23 protein-coding genes are annotated in these 25,209 nt (G+C 50.8%); 6 read left to right on the plus strand and 17 right to left on the minus strand.

Annotated features, from left to right (window positions below; translation table 11 throughout):
• Positions 1-590 precede the first annotated feature (590 nt).
• The 6 genes from Q0499_RS05875 to Q0499_RS05900 form a co-directional block, all read right to left on the minus strand.
• Entirely contained in the window at positions 591-875 is a 285-nt protein-coding gene (locus Q0499_RS05875) for a helix-turn-helix transcriptional regulator (RefSeq protein WP_299197192.1), read from the minus strand.
• A complete protein-coding gene (locus Q0499_RS05880) occupies positions 872-1,192 on the minus strand; it encodes a type II toxin-antitoxin system RelE/ParE family toxin (RefSeq protein ID WP_299197194.1) in 321 nt (106 codons plus the stop codon). The genes Q0499_RS05875 and Q0499_RS05880 overlap by 4 nt, the downstream gene beginning before the upstream one ends.
• Positions 1,193-1,752: 560 nt before the next feature.
• The gene (locus Q0499_RS05885) at positions 1,753-3,096 is read right to left on the minus strand and encodes an FAD-binding oxidoreductase (protein ID WP_299197196.1); all 1,344 of its coding nucleotides are present in this window, start codon (positions 3,094-3,096) and stop codon (positions 1,753-1,755) included.
• A 404-nt stretch (positions 3,097-3,500) separates the two neighbouring features.
• Positions 3,501-3,965, minus strand: a complete 465-nt coding sequence (locus Q0499_RS05890) for a DUF2269 domain-containing protein (RefSeq protein ID WP_299197198.1) — start codon at positions 3,963-3,965, stop codon at positions 3,501-3,503.
• Complete coding sequence (locus Q0499_RS05895; protein ID WP_299197201.1) at positions 3,965-5,251, minus strand: SDR family oxidoreductase; 1,287 nt, start codon at positions 5,249-5,251, stop codon at positions 3,965-3,967. The genes Q0499_RS05890 and Q0499_RS05895 overlap by 1 nt, the downstream gene beginning before the upstream one ends.
• Positions 5,252-5,302: 51 nt before the next feature.
• The gene (locus Q0499_RS05900; protein ID WP_299197202.1) at positions 5,303-5,839 is read right to left on the minus strand and encodes a GbsR/MarR family transcriptional regulator; all 537 of its coding nucleotides are present in this window, start codon (positions 5,837-5,839) and stop codon (positions 5,303-5,305) included.
• 315 nt (positions 5,840-6,154) lie between these two features.
• Here Q0499_RS05900 and Q0499_RS05905 point away from each other — a divergent pair, with 315 nt between their 5' ends.
• The gene (locus Q0499_RS05905; RefSeq protein WP_299197204.1) at positions 6,155-6,541 is read left to right on the plus strand and encodes a hypothetical protein; all 387 of its coding nucleotides are present in this window, start codon (positions 6,155-6,157) and stop codon (positions 6,539-6,541) included.
• A gap of 181 nt (positions 6,542-6,722) precedes the next feature.
• Here the strand turns inward: Q0499_RS05905 and Q0499_RS05910 are convergent, their stop codons facing one another.
• From Q0499_RS05910 to trxA, 5 genes are all read right to left on the minus strand, one after another.
• A complete protein-coding gene (locus tag Q0499_RS05910; protein WP_299197206.1) occupies positions 6,723-7,436 on the minus strand; it encodes an NYN domain-containing protein in 714 nt (237 codons plus the stop codon).
• A gap of 244 nt (positions 7,437-7,680) precedes the next feature.
• Positions 7,681-8,715: an FAD-binding oxidoreductase gene (locus Q0499_RS05915; RefSeq protein WP_299197207.1), complete on the minus strand. Its 1,035-nt coding sequence runs from the start codon at positions 8,713-8,715 to the stop codon at positions 7,681-7,683.
• Positions 8,708-10,189: a 4-hydroxy-3-polyprenylbenzoate decarboxylase gene (gene ubiD, locus Q0499_RS05920; RefSeq protein WP_299197209.1), complete on the minus strand. Its 1,482-nt coding sequence runs from the start codon at positions 10,187-10,189 to the stop codon at positions 8,708-8,710. The genes Q0499_RS05915 and ubiD overlap by 8 nt, the downstream gene beginning before the upstream one ends.
• Positions 10,190-10,249: 60 nt before the next feature.
• Complete coding sequence (rho, locus tag Q0499_RS05925) at positions 10,250-11,509, minus strand: transcription termination factor Rho (protein ID WP_299197211.1); 1,260 nt, start codon at positions 11,507-11,509, stop codon at positions 10,250-10,252.
• A 286-nt stretch (positions 11,510-11,795) separates the two neighbouring features.
• Positions 11,796-12,122 (minus strand): thioredoxin TrxA, encoded by a 327-nt coding sequence (gene trxA / locus Q0499_RS05930; RefSeq protein ID WP_299197213.1) that lies wholly within the window; start codon positions 12,120-12,122, stop codon positions 11,796-11,798.
• Between the two features lie 178 nt (positions 12,123-12,300).
• On the opposite strand from trxA, the gene ppx reads away from it, so the two are divergent.
• On the plus strand, positions 12,301-13,815 hold the full coding sequence (gene ppx, locus Q0499_RS05935) for an exopolyphosphatase (protein WP_299197215.1): 1,515 nt from the start codon (positions 12,301-12,303) through the stop codon (positions 13,813-13,815).
• Between the two features lie 297 nt (positions 13,816-14,112).
• Here ppx and Q0499_RS05940 read toward each other — a convergent pair whose 3' ends face one another.
• The 4 genes from Q0499_RS05940 to yrfG all read right to left on the minus strand — a co-directional run bounded on the left by Q0499_RS05940 (position 14,113) and on the right by yrfG (position 17,941).
• Entirely contained in the window at positions 14,113-15,660 is a 1,548-nt protein-coding gene (locus Q0499_RS05940) for a phosphoenolpyruvate carboxykinase (protein WP_299197217.1), read from the minus strand.
• A 235-nt stretch (positions 15,661-15,895) separates the two neighbouring features.
• A complete protein-coding gene (gene hslO, locus Q0499_RS05945) occupies positions 15,896-16,768 on the minus strand; it encodes an Hsp33 family molecular chaperone HslO (RefSeq protein WP_299197219.1) in 873 nt (290 codons plus the stop codon).
• A 100-nt stretch (positions 16,769-16,868) separates the two neighbouring features.
• Positions 16,869-17,291: a ribosome-associated heat shock protein Hsp15 gene (gene hslR, locus Q0499_RS05950; protein ID WP_299197221.1), complete on the minus strand. Its 423-nt coding sequence runs from the start codon at positions 17,289-17,291 to the stop codon at positions 16,869-16,871.
• Positions 17,288-17,941: a GMP/IMP nucleotidase gene (gene yrfG, locus Q0499_RS05955; protein ID WP_299197223.1), complete on the minus strand. Its 654-nt coding sequence runs from the start codon at positions 17,939-17,941 to the stop codon at positions 17,288-17,290. Before yrfG ends, hslR begins: the two co-directional genes overlap by 4 nt.
• Before the next feature lie 69 nt (positions 17,942-18,010).
• Here yrfG and nudE point away from each other — a divergent pair, with 69 nt between their 5' ends.
• On the plus strand, positions 18,011-18,556 hold the full coding sequence (gene nudE / locus Q0499_RS05960; protein ID WP_299197224.1) for an ADP compounds hydrolase NudE: 546 nt from the start codon (positions 18,011-18,013) through the stop codon (positions 18,554-18,556).
• A gap of 68 nt (positions 18,557-18,624) precedes the next feature.
• On the opposite strand, the gene Q0499_RS05965 is transcribed toward nudE, so the two are convergent.
• Complete coding sequence (locus tag Q0499_RS05965; protein ID WP_299197226.1) at positions 18,625-18,906, minus strand: hypothetical protein; 282 nt, start codon at positions 18,904-18,906, stop codon at positions 18,625-18,627.
• A gap of 361 nt (positions 18,907-19,267) precedes the next feature.
• Between Q0499_RS05965 and Q0499_RS05970 the strand changes: the two genes are divergently transcribed.
• Positions 19,268-19,852, plus strand: a complete 585-nt coding sequence (locus Q0499_RS05970; protein WP_299197228.1) for a Fe-Mn family superoxide dismutase — start codon at positions 19,268-19,270, stop codon at positions 19,850-19,852.
• An 82-nt stretch (positions 19,853-19,934) separates the two neighbouring features.
• On the opposite strand, the gene glnE is transcribed toward Q0499_RS05970, so the two are convergent.
• A complete protein-coding gene (glnE, locus tag Q0499_RS05975; protein ID WP_299197230.1) occupies positions 19,935-22,808 on the minus strand; it encodes a bifunctional [glutamate--ammonia ligase]-adenylyl-L-tyrosine phosphorylase/[glutamate--ammonia-ligase] adenylyltransferase in 2,874 nt (957 codons plus the stop codon).
• 313 nt (positions 22,809-23,121) lie between these two features.
• Here glnE and Q0499_RS05980 point away from each other — a divergent pair, with 313 nt between their 5' ends.
• Both Q0499_RS05980 and Q0499_RS05985 read left to right on the plus strand, forming a co-directional pair.
• Entirely contained in the window at positions 23,122-23,802 is a 681-nt protein-coding gene (locus tag Q0499_RS05980) for a TIGR00153 family protein (RefSeq protein WP_299197232.1), read from the plus strand.
• A 47-nt stretch (positions 23,803-23,849) separates the two neighbouring features.
• Positions 23,850-25,115, plus strand: a complete 1,266-nt coding sequence (locus Q0499_RS05985; protein WP_299197234.1) for an inorganic phosphate transporter — start codon at positions 23,850-23,852, stop codon at positions 25,113-25,115.
• Positions 25,116-25,209 lie beyond the last annotated feature (94 nt).

Here is a 25,209-nt window from a genome sequence, read left to right on the forward strand (position 1 = left end):
ATGAGAATTGACTAGACACCAATAACCATAACGCTTTCAGCCGTTTTTGTTTAGACCTTCATGAAAAATGCGGGCTAGGCATCAAATGGGTTTTGAGGTAGAATTTAATATTCATGTTTACAATCTCCTATATATGTTGCATGAAAAGCTAGGTTGCAGCCTAGCGAGGTTATTAGCTCATAGCTGCAGTATAAGAATGTACTGCAGCTATGAGTTCTATTCTACCACTAACACTTTTTTTGTCAATAGCAGTACATCTATGTACTGCAAGTTCATAAAGGAGACAGAGTGAGGTCTTGTATTTTGCAGGCAAATAGGCCGAACCCAGAATCTGGCACTGACCTATTCCCTTTCTATCCAGCCGGGCATTGTGGCTTGGGAATGAACAACTGCGGTAATGAAACAGGCCTCCTAAATATCAAAAGCCTAAATCGGCGCAAGATGCACCTCCTACAACAAAGAAAGAGCGCCAACGGCTCTCTTCTTTTAGCTTTTACGCTTTTTCTAACGACTAGCTAGTCGCGAAGCGACGGTCTAGCAAGGGCGAAGCCCGTCTAGCGAGCAACGCGCTCTTCGTTGCGTTCTACCAACTAATTAACCGCTTGAGGCTCAAACGACATATGCAATTCGAAGCCACACGCGTTAGCGTATCGCTGCAAAGTGTCCACTTTTGGCGCTACAGCTCCCTTTTCAAGACGGCAGATATTACTTTTCTTCGTATGCATTAAGACTGCGACCTGCTCTTGAGTCAGGCCTGCTGCTTTGCGCATATGAAGTAACTGACTGATCAGGGTAAACTCGCTCTCCAGTGCATCGTACTCACGACGTACGTCATCATTCTGAAGCGCACGTTCTTTTAATCGCTGAAGGCTCATTTTTTCACCTCTTTCATTCTGTCTCTGGCTAGTTTCAAGTCTGGCTTTGGTGTCTTTTGTGACTTCTTAACAAATGCGTGAAGTATCAGGACATGAGGCCCATTCATGTAGCAAAAGAGACCTCGACCTATACCCTCTTTTGCCTTAGCCCGAATCTCAAACAAACCATCGCCCATTGACTCAGTATGAGGAGATCCCAGATTCGCTCCGTGCTCTTCTATCAGTTCCAACAACTTCAGCATCCGCGCTTGAATCTTTGGCGGCATCCCCAGGATGGCATCTTCGACACCATCATAAAAGTCAACTTCCCAAGTCACTTCACATCCTTGTGTTATCATAGATGATAACTTTAGTTAATTGAACATTTTTCTGAAGATGATCACAGCGGTCTCATCAATCTTCGATTTTATAACTCCCATCTCTTCACCAGGCGACTAATCTGGTAATCGGTAATCCCCCGAAAAAACAACGATCTGGATTAAAGCGATCAGAACCCATTTTGATCTGCTTTTACGCTTTTTCTAACGACTAGCGAGTCGCGAAGCGACGGTCTAGCAAGGGCGAAGCCCGAGGGAGACGGGGTCAGGTCTTGTATTTTGCAGATAAACAGACCGAACCTAGAATCTGGCACTGACCTATTCCCTTTCTATGCAGCCGAGCATTACTGCCTGGGAATAGACTACTGCGGTAATGAAACAGATCTCAAAGATCTCAAAAATATCAAAGCCTAGCCCCTTTCTTTTTGCTTTTACGCTTTTTCTAACGACTAGCGAGTCGCGAAGCGACGGTCTAGCAAGGGCGAAGCCCGTCTAGCGAGCAACGCGCTCTCCGTTGCGTTCTAAATAAAACGCTCTTCGTTGCGTTCTAACAACTGCCTTTAAACATTAGGCCCAATTTCGAGCTGGCTGCCATCCGAGAACCGAGAAAACCTGAACCTGGAAATGTCATGCTGGCTATCTTGTTTATTGACGATCTGAGCAACGATTCTGCCGAAGGCGGGGCCGATGCCAAAGCCGTGGCCGCTCATGCCGGTGGCGATGATGAGGCCTTCCAGGTCGGGGACTCTGTCGACGATAGGGACGATATCGGGCATCGCATCGATCATCCCGGCCCAGGCATCCAGTATGGGAGGGATGCCGATCTGTGGGAACCGCTCTGCGAAACGCTGTTGCATCACTTTCACCTTGCCTTTGGCGGGGGCAGGATCGAGGACGCGGGTGAGTTCGAAGGGGGTGATTTCATCGGCGCTCCAGTGGCGTTGTACCCGCCAGGCATCCGGAGAGTGGGCGATTTCGTTTATCCAGGGCCGGATCTCATGATAGTTTTGCAGTCCCGTTCTGAGCCACTTAGGTAATAAACGAAACGAATCCGGACCGATAAAGTGATCATGGGAATCGGTGAGTGCGAGGCTGTAACCGCCATCATTGCGGCGGCGCACGGCCAGCTTTTTATCCGCAAAACTGGCGGTAGTGATACTTTGCAGCGGCGCGGTTCTGGCAACGGAGGCGCGTACCGATAGCTGCGGGATATTGATACCGTGGCGGCGCAAGAACAGGGATGACCAGGCGCCCCCGGCGACGACAACCTGCGATGTTCTGATGCGGCCTGCCTCAGTGATCACCCCGGTAATCTGCCCCGCCTCGATATCCAGCGTGCGCACGGCGCAGTTTTCCCGGATAAGAACCCCTTCGCTGTGGGCCAGTTCTGCCACGGCAGGCACCGCTTGCCAGGGCTCGGCACGGGCATCACTGGCGGTATAGGTCGCGCCGACCCAAGTTTTTCTTGCCTGTGGGTCCTGCTGAATATGCTGTTTTAACTGAGCGCTGGACAGCGCCACAGTATCGACACCATGGGCTGTAGCAATACTCAGCCATGCTTCCCGTTGCGCCTGCGCCGCTTCGGTTTGTGACAGATACATCACCCCGACCCGCTGAAACCCGGTGCGGCCTTTAACCTCTTTATCAAAAGCCTCCCATAGCTGGGAAGCTTCCATCATAATCGGCAGTTCTGCGGCATCACGGCCATGTTGTCTGATCCAGCCCCAGTTGCGTGACGACTGCTCTCCGGCAATACGGCCTTTTTCGATCACCATCACACTCAGCCCCGAACGCACAATATTCAGGGCAGAGAAAATACCGATAACGCCGCCACCAATCACCACCACATCAACTTCATCGGGTAGCGGGTCATTAAACGCAACAGGCGTGTTCAGGGTGATCATCATAAGAGCCTTAAGATTAGCCTAGCGTTATAAGTGAGCTTCAAACCTTCGAACCCACAGTGGGGCGATACGTTGAAATGAGCCAGTCGCCAAGAGACGTTTAAAATCAATGAGATCTGAACAACTAATTCAGTTCCATTTACCTGAGTGTGCCTGAAACAGAAACCCGGTTCAATTACTCAAAAAGAGGTAGATCACCATGAGGTATCCAGAGAAAGTTCGGGCACGCACCCCACAGAAAAGAGAGCCACCGCTCTCTTCTTTTGCTTTTACGCTTTTTCGAGCCACTAGCAAGTCGCGAAGCGACGTCTAGCGAGCAATGTGCTCTTCATTGCGGTCTGTTCGCGAGTTCAACGAGCGAAATAAGCGAGCAACGTGCTCTTCGTTGCGTTCTAAATAAGCGTTTATACCGGCTTAAGCACCATCAAAGCGGTCACTGCAACCATGGCCAGGAAAGCGGGAATACCCAGCGCGACCCAGATTTTTAACTGTTTGTAGTAACTCTCAGGTAGGGGTTGAGCCTGCTTGCGGCAATTATCGGCCTGGTTACGCATTTTAATCTGCAGTACCACCACCGGTAACCAGCAAGCACCCGCTAACAGATAGAGTCCAATACTCACCCATAGCCAGGTTTGTTCCAGTGACATCCCGGCCAGAGAAAGCATCCAGAATCCGGTTACCGGCTGGATAACCACCGTGGGAGTGGTGAAGATCCAATCGGCCCTGACAACTAAACGATTCGTTACGCTAATCGCTTCCAGATTGCCACTCAGGTCGGTAAACAGTTTATAAAAGGCGCTGCCTAATCCTGTACCGAACAGCAGGATAGCGCTGAGTATGTGCAGCCATTTAATAATTAGGTATTCCATTACGTTTTTCTCCATATAACCAGTAAACACAGGGTGGCCGTTATCAGTGGCAGGTTTTTGGTCACCGGGCCAAACGGATGCAGCCATAATTCGGGAAGCAGACAACTAATAATCAACGTATATGTGACAGTTAACAGTAACTGCCCAATCAGCGCCGGTTTCATCCAGCGGTTGCTAAACATCGCCAACCCCAGCAACAGGTCTATCGCTCCGCCCATATACAATGATAACGTGGCGGGAACCCCTTCAATTCCCGCCTGAGACAGGATATCCAGGCTCTTCACCTCAGGATAAAGCAGCAGCGAACATAGCCCGGTCATTATCCACAGCAGCGCTATGCAGCCGCGTAATACACCGGGCATAAAATAGAGGCCCGCATACCAACGGTCAGCAACCTGTGACGGGGTACGCTTCAGCTCGTTCTCAACACTACGGGGAATAAACCCTAAATGCTCAACAAGAGGTGCAACCGGGGCGGTATTGCCCTGTATTAACATATCCAGAGATTCAGAATTGACAGGGCCTATTTTCAGCAGCCCGCCCATCTTTACCAGGGGTCTCGCCAATCGATACGGTATTGATAAAGGTCGAAGGTCGCCCAGGCCCAACCACTGACGCTGGCATTGCAGGTATGCTTTAAAACTCAACGGCTCCGGCCCAACCAGGTCTATCTCCGCCTTAACCGCCAGCTCTTCCTCGATACAGACGATAACCGCTGTAACCAGATCATCTATATGAACCGGCTGGATCAGTTGCTCGCCCGCATTGACCAAAGGCGTAACAGGCAGTGCAGCCAGCGCCCGGAAAAAGCCGGTACTCTTTGCCCCCGGCCCGTAAACAATAGAGGGCCTGAGTATGGCCCAGTCCAGAGCCTTTGCTGCCAGATGCTGATCCGCTGCAAATTTACTTTGGTGATACTGGCTTGTGGCGCCTGCCTCAGCGCCCAGCGCGGAGATCTGCATCACTCGCCTGACGCCCGCCAGCTCACAGGCATCAAACAGAGCAGAGGGGGCTTTTTGATGCAGATCGCTGAAGCGCTGAAAGGCGGTTTGCTGGATAATACCGACGGCGTTAATCACGATATCGATTCCACTAAGCCGGGGAAGCCACGCGTTAGCACTATGGTCCCGGCTATAATCTACGGCTATCGTTTCAGCGTCTGCAAAAACCATTTTAAACTGCTCAGCCTCCCTAATCGCAGCCACTACCCTGTGGCCCTCTTGCCGTAGTCGAATATAGAGATGCTGACCTATAAACCCGCTGGCACCGGTAAGCAGAATATTCACATCAGACTCCTTTCTCTAATTTCTGTCAAAACAGAAACAGACAGGCAAATTTTAGTTTTTCTTCTTGCCCAGCAAACGCTGAACTTTACTACCAAGCGTCAAAAGTTTGAGAATGGTGGAGCGCTCCATTTTTTTAACCTGATCAAACCAGCCGGTCGATTGCTCCAGAAACGCCAGAGTCTGTTCGATACGCGCTTTGGTTTCTGCTGGGGTCTGCTGGTCTGACTCGGCATCCAATACACATTCGCGCAACGCGGTGAGGGTTGGGTCAAGCTCACGCTTTTTACGCTCTTCCATGATGATAAAGAAGATATCCCAGACATCCTTATGTGAATCAAAGTGATCGCGCCGGTCACCTAAAATGTGCGTAATCTTAATCAGCCCCCAGGACTGCAGCTCTTTAAGGCTGGTACTGACATTGGAGCGCGCCACCCCCAGCGTTTCGCTAATATCTTCCGCGGTCAGTGGCTCATTACTCAGGTAAAGCAGTGCATGAATCTGCGCCACCGTACGATTAACGCCCCAGCGCGACCCCATCTCGCCCCAGTGAAGCACAAACTTCTGCATAGTCGGTGAAAGCAACATCATCAAGATTCCTTAATTTCTGTAAAGACAGAAATTACAGAAACTAAAATATATAGTCAAGCGAAACTGCTAATCAGTCGACATGCTAATGTGCCCGTCACAAAAGGAGAGCCAACCGCTCTTTTTATGCTTTTATGCTTTTTCGAGCCACTAGCAAGCGGCGAAGCCGCGTCTAGCGAGCAATGTGCTTTTCATTGCGGTCTAAAACGCAACGCGTTTATCCCCCCACCTGTCGTTCACGACAGTTACCTTTTGTATTTCATCTTTCTAAGATACCAAGCTTGCGATCAGTCACCTAAACCATCGATAGGTAAGAATATGAAATTGCTCAAAGCATGCGTGGTAGCCATTGGACTTTATTCGACCGCAGGACAAGCCGCCTGGTTATGCGATCCGAATCCTGGTGGTGCCGGTTGTATGGAGTGTAGTGAGAGGTTTTGTGCCTACGGAAGTGACGGGACCGGCTATATATGCCTTCACATAGCGCCTGACAAGGGACTGGACACCAGTGCCGGCGCCGTCAGCCGGGTGAATGAGGAAGCTAAAAAATTCACCAATAGCCCCAATGCCAATATTAAAGCGATGGCGGAGTCTCTGGTTAATCTGACCGTATCTCAAGCCCGGATAATGGCTGAAAAACAACAAAAAGGGACCGCTAAAAAAGCGATGGCATTACCCCAGGCCAAACCGATGATGTCACAGTAATATTTATCGCCAATAAACCCTTTGCACACGCCAACAAGAAAGAGAGCCACCGCTCTCTTTCTTGTTGTTTTTACGCTTTTTCTAACAACTAGCAAGCGGCAAAGCCGCGTCTAGCCAGTCGCGCAGCGGCGATCTAGCGAGCAACGCGCTCTTCGTTGCGGTCTGAAAACGCCATGCGTTTTCATGCTTTCCTTTTTCTCGCGTCCCTAACCATAAAGGATCGGCCCGAGCCCCGTTTCAGCTCAAACAGGTCAACCTCTTTAAACAGACTGCTGAGGTTTTTATAGCCATAGTTGCGGCAGTCAAATGACGTTCTGTTGGAGATGTTAGCACCCACCGGGCCTAGCGCAGCCCAACCGTCTTCATCTTCCGTGGCTGCAATCGCCTGACGCAACAGGTTGATCAGCTTGGTATCGGATTTGATGTTTTTAGGTTTGACGGTGCTGGCATTTTCGACGGTTTCCGGCTGATCCAGAAAGAGAAATTTAGAGCAGGCATTCACAAAAGGGGAAGGCGTCTTCCGTTCACCAAACCCCAGCACGACCTTGCCTTCGGCCAATGCCCGGGTAACCATCGGCGTAAAATCACAATCGGAGGTAATAAAACACATGACATCGATGTCTTTGGTGTACATGATATCCATTGCATCAATCACCAGAGCGATGTCAGAGGCATTCTTCCCTTTGATTAAATCGTACTGCTGTACCGGCTGAATGGCATATTCATGCAGCAGCTCTTCCCACGACTTCAGCGTTGGGGATTTCCAGTTGCCATAAGCCTTACGAATAGTCACCACGCCATATTTTGCAACTTCGCTCAGAACCACGTCAAACTTGCTTGCCGGGGCATTATCCGCATCGATAAACAGGGCTATCTTTTGCTTTATTTCGCTCATGTTAAAACCGCATTTTTCTGAATAGACGAAACAACTTATCTCCACATGGGTAAAGCTGTCAAAGTATTACAAGTAAAAGCAAGCAGATCACCGCGAGCTTCCCAGAGGAGATACTTGCGTTATTCCCACAAAAAAGAGAGCCAAAGCTCTCTTTCTTGTTGTTTTTACGCTTTTTCTAACCACTAGCGAGCGGCGAAGCCGCGTCTAGCAAGCAACGTGCTCTTCGTTGCGTTCTAAAGACGCCTTACTTTCGGGGCGCATACGCAAACACGTCAGAATGAATCTGCGAGTCCTGCAGGCCCTTAGCCTCGCACGCGTCGAGTAGCGCATACACCATCGCCGGTGAGCCGCTAGTGAATACCTCAACATTGTCGAAGTTTTCAAAATCGGCCACGATCGCTTCTGGCAGCAGCGCAGTGCGGCCCGCCCAGCCGGGGCTGTTGCCGGGTTCGCTAACCACCAGATGGACATGAACGTTGCTGTGTTCTGCCGCCCATTGCAGCGGCAGTTTTTCCAGATAGAAATCCGCCTCGACCCGGGCTCCCCAGTAAATATGGATAGGGTTAGATACCTGGTTGGCCAGCAGGTGCTCGGCAATGCTTTTGATCTGCGAGAAGCCGGTGCTGGCAGCAGCCAGGATAATCGTGGTTTCCGCGCTTAACGATCCGGCTTCGAGATAGCAGTCACCTTTTGGCAGCTCAATCTCGACGCTGGGGTTGTTCTGCAGATGCTCCATGATGGCGATCGACATCTCGCCCTCCGGTAAGCGGCGGATATGCAGTTCGATATCACTGCTGAAGTCTGGCGCGCTGCCAATCGAGAAGGCCGCTCGACGCTGATCTGGCAAAATCATTTCCAGGTATTGCCCGGCATGGAACTCAACCGCATGTCGACCGGTGACCGGCAGATGCAATCGCACCCGGTATACATCATGGCTCAGCTGTTCAATTGCAGCGATACTACAAACCAGTTTTTTCACTCGTAACTCTCCAGGGCGTAGCAGCCCATCTATTCTCACTCTGACATCACTGTATGGTACGGCGGTACAGGCAAAGATCTGCGAGGGTTGATCGCCCTCGGTTAATTGCAGTTCCAGCTCGGGATAACGCTGGCGGATACTGCCCGCTATCAGGGTTGCTTTACAAATTTCACAAACGCCGTTGCGACAGCTGAAACGCATGGTATAACCTGCGTTGCGCAGACTATCGAAGATCGACAGCCCCGCCTCAGCCACAACAACATGTTGATCGTTAACGGTAATCTGGTAACGCTCAGTCACACTTAATGCCTAACTGATCCCAGATATCATCGACCCGCTGTTTTACCTCTGACGACATCACAATCGGCTCACCCCACTCCCGGGTAGTTTCACCAGGCCACTTATTGGTGGCATCCATCCCCATTTTTGACCCGAGGCCAGAAACCGGTGAGGCAAAGTCGAGATAGTCGATCGGGGTATTATCGATCAGGGTGGTGTCGCGGATCGGGTCCATCCGGGTGGTAATCGCCCAGACCACATCATTCCAGTCCCGGGCGTTAATATCATCATCACAGACAATGACAAACTTCGTATACATAAACTGCCGCAGGAACGACCAGACGCCCAGCATCACCCGCTTGGCATGACCCGGATACTGCTTCTTCATGGTGACTATCGCCATGCGGTAGGAACAACCTTCCGGCGGCAGATAGAAATCGGTAATTTCCGGGAACTGCTTCTGCAGAATCGGCACGAACACTTCGTTCAGTGCAACCCCCAGCACGGCGGGTTCATCCGGTGGGCGGCCGGTATAGGTGCTGTGATAGATCGGATCGGGCCGGTGGGTAATGCGCTCAACGGTAAATACCGGGAAGCTGTCGACCTCGTTGTAATAGCCGGTATGGTCACCGAACGGCCCTTCATCAGCCATCTCTTCCGGGTCGATATAGCCTTCGAGAATAAACTCGGCACTCGCGGGCACCTGCAGATCACTGCCGATACACGGGGTGACTTCGGTTTTACCGCCGCGCAGCAGACCGGCAAAGGCGTATTCTGACAGGGTATCCGGCACCGGCGTAACCGCGCCCAGAATGGTGGCTGGATCAGCTCCCAGCGCCACCGCAACAGGAAACCGTTCGCCCGGATGCTGCTCTTTCCATTCACGAAAATCCAGCGCTCCGCCACGGTGTGCCAGCCAGCGCATAATCAGTTTGTTTTTACCGATCACCTGCTGGCGGTAGATACCCAGATTCTGTCGGGACTTGTTCGGCCCCCGGGTAATAACCAGCGGCCAGGTTACCAGTGGACCGGCATCACCGGGCCAGCAGCGTTGTACCGGGATTTTACCCAGATCAACATCATCGCCCTCAATTACATGGGTCTGACAGGCCGCATTGCGAACCTTTTTCGGCCCCATGTTGAGCACCTGCTTAAAGATCGGCAGCTTCTCCCAGGCATCTTTCATCCCTTTGGGCGGCTCAGGCTCTTTCAGCATCGCTAACAGTTTGCCCACTTCCCGCAGACTGGCAACATCCTCCTGCCCCATCCCCAGCGCAACCCGTCTGGGCGTACCAAACAGGTTTGCCAGTACCGGATAATCATAGCCTTTGGGGTTTTCAAACAGCAGCGCCGGGCCACCGGCCCGCAGTGTCCGGTCACAAATCTCGGTCATCTCCAGATTGGGATCGACTTCGACGCTGATACGCACCAGTTCACCTTGTTTTTCAAGGCTGTGGATAAAGTCTCGCAGGTCTTTGTATTTCAGGTTCGACATAATTTTCAGCAATAAAAAAGGGCAAGCGCTAAGCTTACCCTTTCAGAACAGAGATATGAATCAGGAACGACGCATCGAGAGGAAGAATTCGTCGTTGGTCTTGAAGTCTTTCAGCTTATCGAGGACAAACTCAATCGCGGCAGAGTCTTCCATCGGATCCAGCAGCTTACGCAGAATCCACATGCGCTGCAGTTCATCTTCAGAGGTCAGCAGATCTTCACGACGGGTACCGGAACGACGGATGTTGAAGGCAGGATAAACCCGCTTCTCTGCCACTTTACGGTCCAGATGCACTTCAGAGTTACCGGTACCTTTGAACTCCTCAAAGATAACCTCATCCATCTTCGAACCGGTATCAACCAGTGCGGTAGCGATGATGGTCAGGCTGCCACCCTCTTCGATATTACGGGCCGCACCAAAGAAACGCTTAGGACGTTCCAGCGCGTGCGCATCGACGCCACCGGTGAGTACTTTACCGGAGGATGGGATCACGGTGTTGTAGGCACGGGCCAGACGGGTAATAGAGTCGAGCAGGATAACCACATCCTGTTTGTGCTCAGTCAGGCGCTTAGCCTTTTCCAGCACCATCTCAGCAACCTGCACGTGACGTGACGGCGGCTCATCGAAAGTCGAGGCAACCACTTCACCGCGCACGGTGCGCTGCATCTCGGTGACTTCCTCAGGACGCTCATCAATCAGCAGTACAATAAGATGCACTTCCGGGTTGTTACGTTTAATCGAGTTGGCAATATTCTGCAGCATCAGGGTCTTACCCGCCTTCGGCGGAGACACCAGCAATGCGCGCTGACCTTTACCCATCGGGCAAACCAGGTCGATAACCCGGGCAGTCAGATCTTCGGTACTGCCGTTACCCAGTTCCATCTTCAACCGTTCCTGCGCAAACAGCGGGGTCAGGTTTTCAAACAGAATCTTATTCTTGGCATTTTCCGGCTTATCAAAGTTGATCTGATCAACTTTCAGCAGGGCAAAATAACGTTCGCTATCTTTTGGCGGACGAATTTTACCGGAAATAGTATCGCCGGTACGCAGGTTAAAGCGTCGGATCTGGCTTGGTGATACATAGATATCATCAGGGCCTGCCAGGTATGAACCTTCTGCCGATCGCAAAAAGCCGAAACCATCCTGCAAAATTTCCAACACGCCATCGCCGTAGATATCTTCACCACCCTTAGCATGACGCTTAAGAATCGCAAAAATAACATCTTGTTTACGGGAACGGCCCAGATTATCCAGCCCCATCTCTTTTGCTATATCTAGCAAATCGGGAACGCTTTTCTTTTTAAGTTCTGTAAGATTCATAGGTATTTGTGTAGTGTTGGAAGACAAGAATGTGCCTTGAGCGGAATAGATGAAGAACTATTCAGATCAGATTGAATTGATAAAGTGAAATTAGAGTTCTTAACCAGAGCAGTTGTCCAATGTACTGGAAGTGAAGTGTCCTGGAAGAGAATCCGGTGTTTGGAAGTGACACTATAATGCGTTGGTTAAAAAGAGTCCAGTAAATCAGGGAGTAAACCATGATCCTGGTCACTCCCTACACTTTTTACCGACTAAGGTCGTAAAATTAGTCGATTAAAGACAACGTTTAAATACTTTCTTCAATAAAAGCGGACAGCTGGGACTTAGACAGTGCGCCAACTTTCGTCGCTTCAACATTGCCATCTTTAAACAGCATCAGTGTTGGAATACCACGAATACCGAATTTTGGCGGTGTTTCGTTATTCTCATCGATATTCAGCTTACAGACTTTCAGCTTACCATCGTAATCCTTGGCGATCTCTTCCAATACCGGGGCAATCATCTTGCATGGGCCACACCACTCAGCCCAGTAATCAACCAGTACCGGACCGTCTGCTTTCAATACATCATCTTCAAAGGACGCATCGGTCACGTTAACAATATTTTCACTCATAAAAAGCCTCTGCAGTGAGATTCACTAAATATTAATAGTTACCGATCATAACACTGTCATTAAACAATTGTGAATATGCAGGGAATGCCGCAGACATCAATATCCGGGCTGTTTCCTCTCTAATCAGTAACATATATCTGTTAAGATGGGTCTATTCTCTTATTTGAAGCATACGCACATGAATCAGGAAACCACCACCAGCCCGAGCGAGCAATCACTGCTGGCTGCGATCGACCTTGGATCCAACAGCTTTCATATCGTAGTCGCAAAACTTGTTCAGGGCGAGCTTCAGCCGATCGATCTTTTGTCTGAAAAAGTGCAACTGGCCGCGGGCCTTGACGAAAACCGTATGTTATCGCCCGAAGCGATACAGCGAGGACTGGAGTGTATGGAACGCTTCGCCCAGCGCGTGCGGGACATCCCTGACCAACAGATCAGAATTGTCGGCACCAATGCGCTGCGGGAAGCGGTCAACAGTGACGACTTCATTCTCGAAGCGGAAAAGATCATGGGCTGCTCCATCGAAGTGATCGCCGGTATCGAAGAAGCCCGTTTGATCTACCTGGGCGTATCCCACACCCTGGCCGGCGATAACGGCCGCCGACTGGTGATCGATATCGGGGGTGGCAGTACTGAATTTATTATTGGCGAACGCTTTGAACCACTGGAACTGGAAAGCCTGGAGATGGGCTGCGTCAGTTTTAATAACCGTTATTTCCCGGACGGCGTCATCAGCGAAAAGAACTTTCAGTTGGCAGTATTTGGTGCACTACGCGAACTGTTAACCATCAAACGAACCTATCGACAGCTGGGCTGGGAAGACTGCGTTGGCGCATCCGGGACAATCAAAGCGGTACGCAACGCCTGTATCAACCTGGGCTATGCAACCGACAAGGTCAATGCTGCAGCGCTTCAGCAGCTGAAAGATAAAATTCTCAGTTATAGCCATGTCGATGAGATCGATATCGATGGTTTAAAAGAGGATCGTCGTTCGGTATTCCCCGCCGGTATCGCTATTTTATCGGCGGCGTTTGAATCACTGGGCATCAAAGAGATTCGCTTCTCGGAAGGCGCGCTGCGGGAGGGCCTGTTATACGATATGGCCGGGCGTCTACGGCACGAGGACGTTCGTGAACGCAGTATCAATGCGATGATGCAACGTTACCGGGTGGACCAGGAACAGGCGATGCGGATTGAACAGACCGCGCTGATCTCCCTGACGCAGGTGAGAGAGAGCTGGAAGCTGGATAACACTGAATATCACAATATGCTCAGCTGGGCGGCCCGCTGTTGCGAAACCGGCCTGACCATCGCCCACAGCCAGTATCACAAGCACAGCGCCTATCTGCTACTCAACTCAGACCTGCCGGGCTTCACCAAACGGCAACAGATTCAGCTGGCAGCCATCGTACTGGGACATCGGCGCAAATTCCCCACCTCGACCTTTGAACAACTCCTGCCACGGGAGGCGAAACACTTCAGCCGCCTGACCATACTGTTAAGGCTGTCCTTTGTGCTCAACCGCAGCCGCAGCCGGGAACGCCTGCCCGCCTTTCACCTGAGCGCAGAAGACAACGAACTGACACTGGCCTTCCCGGACAACTGGCTCAGCCATCAGCCACTGACACAGGCCGATCTGGAACAGGAAGCAGGGTATCTCGCCAATGCAGGGTACACACTGGCGTTTAAGTAGTTAGACGTCGCGAAAGGCGCGAGTAGCTAGACGCGGCTTCGCCGCTTGCTAGAACGGCGCTACGCGCCTGATAGTGGCTAGGAAGAGCAGCGGATACGGAGTGGTTCGGGGCTTTTGCTTTCTGCACTTACGTTTTTGAAACAATCGCTTACGAAGAGCAAAACCAATCTACGCTGCGCAAGCTATTAAGAACGTTTTTTCTAGCGACTAGCAAGCGGCGCAGCCGCGTCTAACCACTAGCAACTGCTCTAAAACAAAAAAGGCTCCCTCGGGAGCCTTTTTTCATTCAATCTGCGTTTAAGCTTGTGGGCCTGCGGCGATGATTGATTCTGCTACACCTTCAAACTTGGTGAAGTTGCTGGTGAACTGACCGATCAGGTCATTTGCAGTGGCATCGTATGCGCCTTTGTCTGCCCAGGTGTCACGTGGATTCAGCAGTGCAGAATCAACACCCGGTACAGAGGTCGGCACAGTCAGGTTGATACCTGGCAGATGCTGAGTCTGAACATCAACCAACGCACCACTCTGAATTGCAGCGATGATGCCGCGGGTGGTTGGAATATTGAAACGGTTACCCGTGCCGTATGAACCACCAGTCCAGCCCGTGTTGACCAGATAAACCTGGCTACCGAACTCTTCAATACGCTTGATCAGCAGGTCAGCATATTCGCTGGCTGGACGCGGGAAGAATGGCGCACCGAAGCAGGTAGAGAAGGTGGACTTAATGCCACCACCGGAACCCATCTCAGTGGAACCCACCAGCGCGGTATAACCGGACAGGAAGTGATAAGCAGCGGCTTCTTTAGACAGGATAGACACAGGAGGCAGAACACCGGTCAGGTCACAGGTCAGGAAGACGATTGACTTAGGCTCGCCGCCTTTATTCTCTTCAGTACGTTTTTCAACGTGCTCCAGAGGATAAGCGCAACGACCATTTTCAGTCAGCGTGGTATCACAGTAATCGGCGATGCGTTTTTCATCCAGAGTGACGTTCTCGACGATCGCGCCAAAACGGATAGCATCCCAGATAATCGGTTCGTTCTTCTGACTCAGGTCGATGGTTTTCGCGTAGCAACCACCTTCCAGGTTAAAGACAACACCTTTACCCCAACCATGCTCATCATCACCGATCAGGTAACGCTCAGGATCTGCGGACAGGGTGGTCTTACCAGTACCGGACAGCCCGAAGAACAGGGTCGTATCGCCATCTTCACCGACGTTGGCCGAGCAGTGCATCGGCAGAACATCTTTTTCCGGCAGCAGGAAGTTCTGTACAGAGAACATCGCTTTCTTCATCTCACCGGCATAACGCATACCAGCGAGCAATACTTTGCGCTTGGCGAAGTTGATAATCACACAGCCATCGCTGTTAGTGCCATCACGCTCAGGGTCACATTCGAAGCTGGCCGCATTAATAACCTGCCACTCTTCTTTAGACTTCGGATTAAACTCTGCAGCGCGAATAAACAGGTTCTGACCAAACAGGTTCTGCCAGGCAGTCTCAGTGGTCATCAAAACCGGCAGGTAATGATTAGTGTCGGAACCCACATGAACATTGGATACGAAATGTTCCCGAGCCGCCAGGTATTCCTCAACGCGGGCCCACAATGCATCAAATTTATCAGCATCAAATGGACGGTTGATCGGACCCCAATGGATCTCATCAGCGGTACTGGCTTCTTCAACGATAAAACGATCCATCGGAGAACGACCTGTACGCTTACCGGTTTTAACAACCAGCGCACCGGTGTCAGCGAGAGTTCCTTCACCACGCTGGATGGCCTTTTCAACTAGCTGAGCCGGGCTCAAATTTACGTGTACAGTGTTCACGGTTTCTTTGCTCATTGCTTGATTCCCTTGGCTTCTAGCCAAAAAAAGTAATTTACCTGATAAAGCTGCCTGACCCCTGTTCTTGACATTTCCTGCCGGAAAGCCAACGGAGCCGTTATTATAAGGAGGCGTATTATGTCAAAAAAGTGTACAAAACACCATCAACCCGGACATTTCCTGGCGGCAAAAAAAAACATCCGGGACACACACAAAAACAATTGTTAAAACAGTAACTTATTTCAAGACCCAATCAGTGTAGCTGATCAGACCCTTCAATATTGGCGCTATCAGAGAACAGCAAGGCGATATCCGCCAGATCAAACTGGTAAAGTTCATTACAGAACTGACAGCTGATATCGATACTACCCTCGTCCCGCACGATCTGCTCCAACTCCTCCCGAGTCATATAACGCAGGGCTTCACCGGTACGCTTACGCGAACAGTCACATTTAAACTGCAGGGAGTCTGCTTCAAAGAGACGGCAATCCTCTTCATGAAACAAGCGGTGCAAAATAGTTTCGTTATCCAGTTTCAGTAATTCATCATCAGACAGTGTTGCTGCAAGACAGCTGAAGTGTTCCCAGTCGGTGGCAGAATCACCTTTGGCAGGCATCACCTGCAGCAGAAAACCAGCGGCCCGCTGCTCATCGGCGGCCAGATGGATCTGGGTCGGCAACTGCTCGGAGAAGGCAAAATAGGCTTCCAGGCAGTTACTCAGTCGTTTGCCTTCAAGCGGTACAACCCCCTGATAGCGTTTGCCCTGCTCCGGAACAATAGTAATCACCAACTGACCACCTTCAAGCAGGTCACAAAACTCCGCCTGTTCAGGCAACTCACCATCAAACCGGGCAATCGCACGCAGATCCCGCTGATGATTGCACTCGGCCATCAGTACTTTTAGCTGATTGTCACTCTGAGCCTGCAGGATCAAACGACCATCAAACTTCAGGGTAGCGCTGAGCAGACTCACCGCCGCCATCATCTCACCCAGCAAGATATTAATCAGCCTAGGATAGTGATGTTTTGACAGTGCCTGTTGATAACTCTGCTCGAGGCCGACCAATACACTGCGAATGTCTGCCTGTTCAAACATGACCCGTTGAAGCTGATCAGAACTGCTCATTTTATTCTCTGAAACCCACATTTATATCTATAACTTACCTGAGCGCAGCTGAAAAAACCGCCCGGTAAAAAAGTCTGATATTACCATATTCACAGTAAATCTAGCGATCTTTAAACTGGATAATCTTGCGCCGCTCTTTTTTGTTTGGCCGATGATCCGGCGCACCATTACCGCGCATAATTTTACGCACCGCTGCGCCTTCTTCCCGGCTTTTAATACTCTCTTCGGTTTCCTGATAGAGCAGCTGTGCTTCAGGTGCGCCACGGCGCTGATCGGAGATCGCTACAATAATAACGGTTTTTTCATCTAACCCCTGACGAATCACCAGCTTTGCGCCCACTTCAACCGTGCGACTGCATTTACCGCGCTGGCCCTGATAGTGGACTTTACCACCCTCTACCGCTTCTTTTGCCGCTGCACGTGTTTTAAAAAACCGGGCGGCCCAGAGCCATTTATCCAGCCTGACTTTCTGTTCCTGAAGGCAGTGTTGATGGCCCCCCTGATTACTCATCTGTTTAGTCATTTACGCTTCATTAACTCATTAAAATGATCAATTGCACTGAAATCAGCAATCTCACGTCCGGGTTGCTGACTATCCGGCTGAATAATACTCAACAGATAGCCAATACCATGCTCCCGTGCAGACGCCAGCACCGACAGACTATCATCCACCAGCAATGTTCGCTCAGGGTCGAAGGGTTCATCCTTCTGCAACTGCTGCCAGAACCCCTGCTGCTCTTTCGGAATCTGATAGTCATGGGAGCAGATAATCCGGTCTACCAACTGATCCAGCCCGGTTTCCTCAAGTTTGAGTGACAAGCTGTCCTGGTGAGCATTGGTGACAATCACCCGACGAACGCCCTGTTCCTTCAGATGTTCGAGAAAATCATGCACATGGGGGCGAAACGCAATCCGCTCACGGATCTCCCGTTTCAGCGCCTTGATATCGACGCTGAGTTCCTTTGACCAATAATCGAGGCAGTACCAGTTCAGCGTGCCCTGCTCCTGCATAATCCGTTGATGCAGCCACTGTTGTGCTTCGCGAAAATCAACCCGGTGCAGCTCGGCATAGCGAACAGGAAGATGCTCTAGCCAGAAATAGGTATCAAAATGCAGGTCAAGCAGGGTGCCATCCATATCAAGAAGCACCGTATCAATATTCGTCCAATCCATATAAAAAGTCAGAGCTGCAGGTTATATTAGTTTTGTATTTGGTCACTGAATGACGAGGAACGATCCAGTATGCCTGTAAAACCAGATATTTTGAAGGTAACCGCCACCGCTAAAAGCCGTCTGTTTCAGGTTGAAGAGATAGAGCTGCGCTTTTCTAATGGTGTTGAACGCACCTACGAGCGACTGGCCAACCGTGGGCGGGGCGCGGTTATGATTGCAGCGCTGGATGAACAACAGAATGTGCTGCTGATTAAAGAGTATGCCGTAGGACTGGAAGATTACCTACTGACACTGCCGAAAGGGCTGATCGACCCCGGTGAGGATGCACTTCTGGCAGCAAACCGTGAACTCAAAGAGGAAGCCGGATTTGGTGCTGAACAGTTACGGGTGATTAAACAGATGACGTCAGCGCCTAACTATATGGGCCACAAAATCACCGTGGTACTGGCAGAAGGCTTATTCCCCTGCCGTCTGCAAGGGGATGAACCGGAAGAGATGGAGGTGATTCGCTGGCCGCTGGCACGCCTGGATGAGCTGGTCAGCCGGGAGGATTTCTCCGAGGGCCGCGCTATTGCCGCACTCTATATGATACGAGAGCAACTGCAGCAGGTTTAAATCAAAAGAGCTGAGTCTCAGGGCTGTTGCGGCAACCAGCCCTTATCCGACCAAAAGCCCTGGTATGTTTAAGGATTCTGACACTCCCTTGAACCAACCCGGACAATACCCTCTACTTTCTGCTTCATAGCCGGATCAGTGATCGTGCCTTTCATGATACGCTCGACGTCATTATCACTGAACTGCTTATGCACATAGCTCGACAAACAGCTGCACTGTTCCTCAGTTGCGGTACCACCTGCCATACAGCCCTGCTTAAAAGGTTCCCAGGTTTTCGATGTCAGATACTGGGTTTTCACAGTAAAAACCACCAGTAATACCGCTGCTATTGAGAGAAACACTTTACCCATAACCCGTTATCGTCCGTATTGTGAAAGAAAGTTGTAATAAGAAGTCGTAAAAGAAAGTTGTAATGATAAGTTATAAACGAAAGTTGTAATAATAAGCTGTTATCGTTTTAAAGAGATCCGATTCTAACAGTTCCATAACATCTGTCAGCTAACTTTAGTCTGATACGGACTGTGATTGCGGCATCACCCTGATTTTCGCAGGGTTTTAGAAGCAATGAAAAGCGCAAACAAGGGTGCTATGATTTGCGATCAAAGGATCAACAGCGCTTGAATTCTTCTACTAAAGACCCTATATAAATACCCTGGTTTATATAACAGTTTCACTATCTATGCTGAACCTGACACTAAAAGGTAATTAATTATGAGCTTTGAACTACCAGCACTGCCATTCGCCAAAGATGCACTGGAACCCCACATCTCTGCGGAAACTCTGGACTTTCACCACGGCAAACACCACAACACCTATGTTGTTAAGCTGAACGGTCTGGTACCAGGCACTGAATACGAAGGAAAATCTCTGGAAGAGATCATCATGTCAGCACCTGCTGGCGGCGTATTCAACAACGCAGCTCAGATCTGGAACCACACTTTCTACTGGAACTGCCTGTCTCCAAACGGCGGCGGCGAGCCAACCGGTGCAATTGCCGATGCTATCAACGCTAAATGGGGCTCTTTTGCCGCATTCCAGGAAGAACTGAACGACAAAGCGGTTAACAACTTCGGTTCAAGCTGGACCTGGCTGGTTAAAAACGCTGACGGTTCTCTGGAAATCGTTAACACCAGCAACGCTGGCACGCCAATGACCAATGGTCAGACTGCACTGCTGACCGTTGACCTGTGGGAGCACGCTTACTACATCGATTACCGCAACGTACGTCCTGACTACCTGAAAGGTTTCTGGGCGCTGGTAAACTGGGACTTCGCTAACCAGAACCTTGCGGCTTAATTGACGCTGTCTGGAAACGTCTGATACGACAAAAAAGCTCTGGCAGTTCTGCCAAAGCTTTTTTTTGCTTAATATACAGCGGTCAACTATTCAGCTGAGTTTTCCAGATCTGAATGATCGCCTCACGGCACGCCTCTAACTCATTCGGACTGACCACACTGGAACGGTTCTGTAACACCTGCCGATGCCCCACTGAGCGGTAGTTTTTATACACCTCTCTGAGGATCTCAGCATCTGCCGCCGGGATCACCCCGGTTTGCTCCATCGCATCCAGAATGCGGATATTGTCAGTGTATTCAATCAGTTCGGGATATTGGTGCGCATGCGCCAGCGCGCTGTATTGCACGATAAACTCGATATCGACTATACCGCCACGATCCTGCTTCAAATCAAACAATTCATCCGCCTCTTTTGCTGACGTTCCCAGGTGGTCGCGCATTTTTTCCCGCATGTTAACCACCTCAGCAGCCAGCGCCTGCGGCTCCCGGGGTTGGGTCAGAATAGCGGCCCGCACCTGTTCAAACTTATGCTTCAGAGACTCGGAACCCGCAATAACCCGCGCCCGCACCAGCGCCTGATGTTCCCAGGTCCAGGCCTCTTTCTCCTGATATTCAGAAAAGGCTTTGAGAGAGCTGACCAGCAAACCGGAATTACCTGAGGGCCTTAAGCGCATATCCACCTCGTAGAGGTGCCCCCCGGTGGTAAAGGTATTGAGAATGTGGATTATTTTCTGACCCAGGCGGGTAAAGAACACCGAGTTAGCAATCGGCTTTTTACCCTCGGTATATAAACTGGCATCGGCATCATGGACAAAGACCAGATCCAGATCGGAGCCATAGGAAAGCTCAATGCCGCCCATCTTACCGTAGCCGACAACAATAAAATCCGGATCACAAGGTACACCGGCGGCTTTCAGTGGCACGCCATGTTTTTCCGACAGTTGCCGCCAGGCGATCTCCAGCACAACCTCCAGAATCACCTCGGCCAGCCAGGTAAGATAGTCACTCACCTTCATCAGTGGCAGGGCGCCGGTAATATCAGACGCGGCTACGATCAGTACATGGGCACTCTTAAAATAGCGCAGCGTGTCCATCAGCTGCTCTTCATCTTCCTCAGGAATCCGCAGCAACAGCTGTCGCAGGTCCGACTGCAACGCCTCTTTAGAGGGCGGCGAATACAGAGTTCGCTGGTCGATCAGCTCGTCCAGCAACACCGGTTGTTTTGCCAGGGTTTCACTGAACCAGGCACTGGCTGAACATAACCTCACCAGTTGCTTCATCGCCCCGGGGTTTTCCGCCAGCAATACCAGATAGGAGGAGCGCCGGATAACCGCCTGAATCAGTAACAACACCCGCTCCAGTGTTTCCGCGGAGTTATCGACGGTTGCGACCTCGGCCATCAGTTTCGGCAGTACCAGCTGCAAGCGTTCATGCCCAACCGCCTGCATTACCTGAACAGAGCGATTGGACTTCAGATGACTGAACGCCTTCCAGGCCTGCGGTGGATTATCCAGGCCATGCCGGGCAAAAAACGCTTCGCCCTCTGCATCGTCAACATCACTGGCCCATAGTTGCAGCCATTCACTGCTCTGATCTGTGCTGACCGGGGCTTCACCTGCCGGTGCAATGACATCGGCAAAATGTTCGCTGACCCGGTCACGCTGGCGATCCAGCTCAGCCATAAAACTATCCCAGTTTTCAAAGTCCATGCTGTAAGCCATCCGCGCCTGTCCCACCGCATCGATGGGCAGCTCCTGGGTTTGCCGGTCGGCAACCGCCTGAATCACATGCTCAGCATTACGCAGAAAGGTATAGGCTTGTTTAAGCTCAGTGGCAGCCTGCTCAGGCATCCCCACCGTTTCCGGTAGCAGCGGTAAAATATTCAGCAACTCCCTCTGCTGCAGACGGGGGTCACGGCCACCACGAATTAATTGAAACGCCTGAGCGATAAACTCCACCTCACGGATACCGCCGGAGCCCAGTTTCACATTGCCCTGCAAGCCTTTACGCCGCACCTCTTTATTGATCATATCCTTCATCGAACGCAGCGAGTCAAACGCACTGAAGTCGATATATTTTCGATAGACAAAAGGCCGCAACATCTCCAGCAGTTCAGCACCCGCAAGCTGATCGCCACCCACCACCCGCGCTTTGATCATGGCATAACGTTCCCAGTCCCGGCCCTGACTCTGATAGTAATCCTCCATCGCCGGGAAACTGCACACCAGAGGACCACTGGCCCCGTAGGGGCGCAGGCGCATATCAGTACGGAAGACAAAGCCATCGGCGGTAATGCTATCCAGCGCCTGAATCAGCTTCTGTCCCAGACGGCTGAAAAAGTCCTGATTGGCCAGCACCCGACGACCACCTTCAGTCATCCCTTTTTCCGGATAGGCAAAGATTAGATCGATATCCGATGACAGGTTCAGCTCATTCGCGCCAAGCTTGCCCATCCCTAACACCACCAGTTGTTGAGGCTGCGCCGGAGAGTTCTCAGTGGCCTGAGAGTGTGGTGTGCCCCAATTGCTGCAACAGTCTTTATAGAGCCACTCAAGCGCCTGCCCGATACAGGCGTCGGCAAGGGCCGACAGGTCTGCCGTGGTGCCACGCATATCCGCGCTGCGGGTCAGATCACGCCAGATAATCCGCACCATCTCTCGCTGGCGGAATTTACGCAGTACGCTATGCAGTAACGCTTCAGTCTCCACCAGTGCGAGGCTTTGCGCCAATCGCTGGCGGTACTCATTCACAGCATAGGCACGATAAAGATCATCACTGACTATCAGTTCCTCAAGCAGTTGAGGTTTTCGACTGAACTGCTCGGCAACATAATCGCTGCCTGCCAGAACACGAATAAGGTCCGCGTCAAAACCTTCAACCGAAGCGGATAGGTTGCTAAGTGACTCTGCCGACTTTTCTAAATTTAACGTTACACAGGACTGAACCAGAGGCGGCAAATTTTTTATTCTTTGGCTGAGCATATAGCAGGGTACCTGTGGATGACCGATTTAGTCTTTCAGCTTAACAAAAAGCACTTTTACGTACGACCGGTTTATCCGCAACCAGACCGTCATAAAAATTTAACATTTAAATATTAAGAGGAGATAAAAACCGAAAAATCAGCGTGTTACATCTCTGTAAATCATGACTTACTAGACTATACTGATGGGGACGATGTCACTTTGATTACACTAATGTTTCATTTTGACTACAAATAGATCAGCAGCCAACGTATACTCGCGCCAAATTTGCACGAATACCGGTGATTTTATGGTTACAAATAACCCGATTATGCAGATGTTTGCACGATCTCCATTTCAGCCAATGCAAGAACATATTGCTAAGGCTCACTCCTGCGCTATTCAGTTAATACCCTTTTTTGATGCTGTCATGGCGGAAGACTGGGACAAAGCTGCAGAGATTCAACACAGTATTGCTGTGCTTGAAGGAGAAGCAGACACGATGAAAAAAGAGATTCGCATGAATCTCCCTAACAGTCTGTTTCTGCCTGTCCCTCGTACTGATCTTCTTGAATTGCTGCGCATGCAAGACAAGATCGCTAACCGGGCAAAGGATATTGCCGGACTGATGCTTGGCCGTAAGATGTTAATTCCTGAATCGATTCAATCCTCTATTAGCGAATACATCCGAGCTTCGCTTAAAACATCCGGCCAGGCGCTGATGGCGCTGAATGAGCTTGATGAACTGATCACGGCGGGCTTTCGTGGCCATGAAGTCAATGTCGTCGAAAATATGCTGCACGATCTCGATGATTTCGAACACGATGCCGATGAGATGGAACGCGAAGTGCGCTCATCTCTGTTCGATGTCGAGAAAGAGCTACACCCTATCGACGCCATGTTCCTCTATCAGATTATTAGCTGGATCGGCGACCTCGCTGATAAAGCGCAACAGGTGGGCAGTCGCCTGCAGTTGCTGCTGGCTAAGTAAATCTTGCGAACAAACTTTCTCTGAATCTTAAAAATTAGGTAGTTATCATGAGCATCATTGCAGACTATGGCTCTATCCTGGTCATCATGGCATGTGTGTTTGGATTTTTTATGGCCTGGGGAGTGGGCGCAAACGATGTCGCCAATGCGATGGGAACCTCTGTGGGTTCCAAGGCATTAACGCTTAAACAGGCGATTCTGATCGCCATCATATTCGAATTTGCTGGCGCCTATCTTGCCGGTGGAGCAGTCACCGCGACTATCCGTAAAGGAATTATTGACCCTGCGATGCTCTCCGGTACGCCGGAACTATTGGTGTACGGGATGCTCTCGGCATTGCTCGCCGCCGGTATCTGGCTGCTGATAGCCACCATGATGGGCTGGCCGGTATCAACCACGCACTCTATCGTGGGTGCAATTGTCGGCTTTGCCGCTGTGGGCGTCTCCGTCGATGCTGTTCATTGGGATAAAGTGGGCAAAATCGTTGCCAGCTGGGTGGTCTCACCGGTGACTGCCGGGATAATGTCTTTCTTCCTCTATCGCAGTGTGCAGGTACTGATTCTCGATACCAAACACCCGTTCAAAAATGCCAAGAAATATGTGCCGATGTATATTTTCGTGGTCGGCTTCATGATCTCCATGGTGACCTTTACTAAAGGCCTCAAACATGTGGGTCTGAATCCTGGATTTGGCAGCAGCGCAATAATCTCCGTCGGCGTAGCCCTTGTCACCATGATTTTAGGCATGCTGATGCTGCGCAAGATACACGCGCGCGCAGAAGATAATGTCGACTACCACTTTGCCAGCGTCGAAAAAGTGTTTGGTGTGCTGATGATGTTCACCGCCTGCGCGATGGCATTCGCTCATGGGTCAAACGATGTTGCCAACGCCGTTGGCCCACTGGCCGCAGTGGTGGGTGTTGTCGCCTCTGGCGGCGAGGTAGCACAAAAATCAGCGATGCCGGTGTGGATTCTGTTGCTGGGCGGCAGCGGCATTGTTGCCGGTCTGGTGATGTATGGTCATAAAGTTATTGCCACCGTCGGTAACAACATTACCGAGCTGACCCCCAGCCGGGGCTTCGCAGCCACGCTGGCAGCTGCCTCAACCGTGGTATTTGCGTCAGGCACTGGCCTGCCCATCTCCACCACTCATACACTGGTAGGTGCGGTTCTGGGTGTGGGTATGGCACGGGGACTGTCTGCACTCAACCTGCAGGTGGTCGGTACGATCTTTGTTTCCTGGCTGGTCACTCTGCCCGCCGGAGCCCTGCTGTCGATCATCATCTTCTTCACCCTGAAAGGAATTTTTGGTTAAAGCAGATAGCCAGGAAAAAGGCGGCCATGCACTGGCCGCCTTTTTTATTTCTGTCGAAAGCGGCACAATGTGAGGATAACTAAATAATAAGCGG

Origin of the sequence: uncultured Amphritea sp. (assembly GCF_937127095.1) — a bacterium.
Classification (GTDB): Bacteria; Pseudomonadota; Gammaproteobacteria; order Pseudomonadales; family Balneatricaceae; genus Amphritea.

Excerpts from the sequence above, each read along its gene's own strand:
- Q0499_RS05875 (WP_299197192.1), bottom strand. The coding sequence starts at position 875 with ATGAGCCTTCAGCGATTAAAAGAACGTGCGCTTCAGAATGATGACGTA.
- Q0499_RS05885 (WP_299197196.1), bottom strand. The coding sequence starts at position 3,096 with ATGATCACCCTGAACACGCCTGTTGCGTTTAATGACCCGCTACCCGAT.
- Q0499_RS05890 (WP_299197198.1), bottom strand. The coding sequence starts at position 3,965 with ATGGAATACCTAATTATTAAATGGCTGCACATACTCAGCGCTATCCTG.
- Q0499_RS05900 (WP_299197202.1), bottom strand. The coding sequence starts at position 5,839 with ATGATGTTGCTTTCACCGACTATGCAGAAGTTTGTGCTTCACTGGGGC.
- Q0499_RS05905 (WP_299197204.1), top strand. The coding sequence starts at position 6,155 with ATGAAATTGCTCAAAGCATGCGTGGTAGCCATTGGACTTTATTCGACC.
- Q0499_RS05910 (WP_299197206.1), bottom strand. The coding sequence starts at position 7,436 with ATGAGCGAAATAAAGCAAAAGATAGCCCTGTTTATCGATGCGGATAAT.
- ubiD (WP_299197209.1), bottom strand. The coding sequence starts at position 10,189 with ATGTCGAACCTGAAATACAAAGACCTGCGAGACTTTATCCACAGCCTT.
- rho (WP_299197211.1), bottom strand. The coding sequence starts at position 11,509 with ATGAATCTTACAGAACTTAAAAAGAAAAGCGTTCCCGATTTGCTAGAT.
- trxA (WP_299197213.1), bottom strand. The coding sequence starts at position 12,122 with ATGAGTGAAAATATTGTTAACGTGACCGATGCGTCCTTTGAAGATGAT.
- ppx (WP_299197215.1), top strand. The coding sequence starts at position 12,301 with ATGAATCAGGAAACCACCACCAGCCCGAGCGAGCAATCACTGCTGGCT.
- Q0499_RS05940 (WP_299197217.1), bottom strand. The coding sequence starts at position 15,660 with ATGAGCAAAGAAACCGTGAACACTGTACACGTAAATTTGAGCCCGGCT.
- hslO (WP_299197219.1), bottom strand. The coding sequence starts at position 16,768 with ATGAGCAGTTCTGATCAGCTTCAACGGGTCATGTTTGAACAGGCAGAC.
- hslR (WP_299197221.1), bottom strand. The coding sequence starts at position 17,291 with ATGACTAAACAGATGAGTAATCAGGGGGGCCATCAACACTGCCTTCAG.
- yrfG (WP_299197223.1), bottom strand. The coding sequence starts at position 17,941 with ATGGATTGGACGAATATTGATACGGTGCTTCTTGATATGGATGGCACC.
- nudE (WP_299197224.1), top strand. The coding sequence starts at position 18,011 with ATGCCTGTAAAACCAGATATTTTGAAGGTAACCGCCACCGCTAAAAGC.
- Q0499_RS05965 (WP_299197226.1), bottom strand. The coding sequence starts at position 18,906 with ATGGGTAAAGTGTTTCTCTCAATAGCAGCGGTATTACTGGTGGTTTTT.
- Q0499_RS05970 (WP_299197228.1), top strand. The coding sequence starts at position 19,268 with ATGAGCTTTGAACTACCAGCACTGCCATTCGCCAAAGATGCACTGGAA.
- Q0499_RS05980 (WP_299197232.1), top strand. The coding sequence starts at position 23,122 with ATGGTTACAAATAACCCGATTATGCAGATGTTTGCACGATCTCCATTT.
- Q0499_RS05985 (WP_299197234.1), top strand. The coding sequence starts at position 23,850 with ATGAGCATCATTGCAGACTATGGCTCTATCCTGGTCATCATGGCATGT.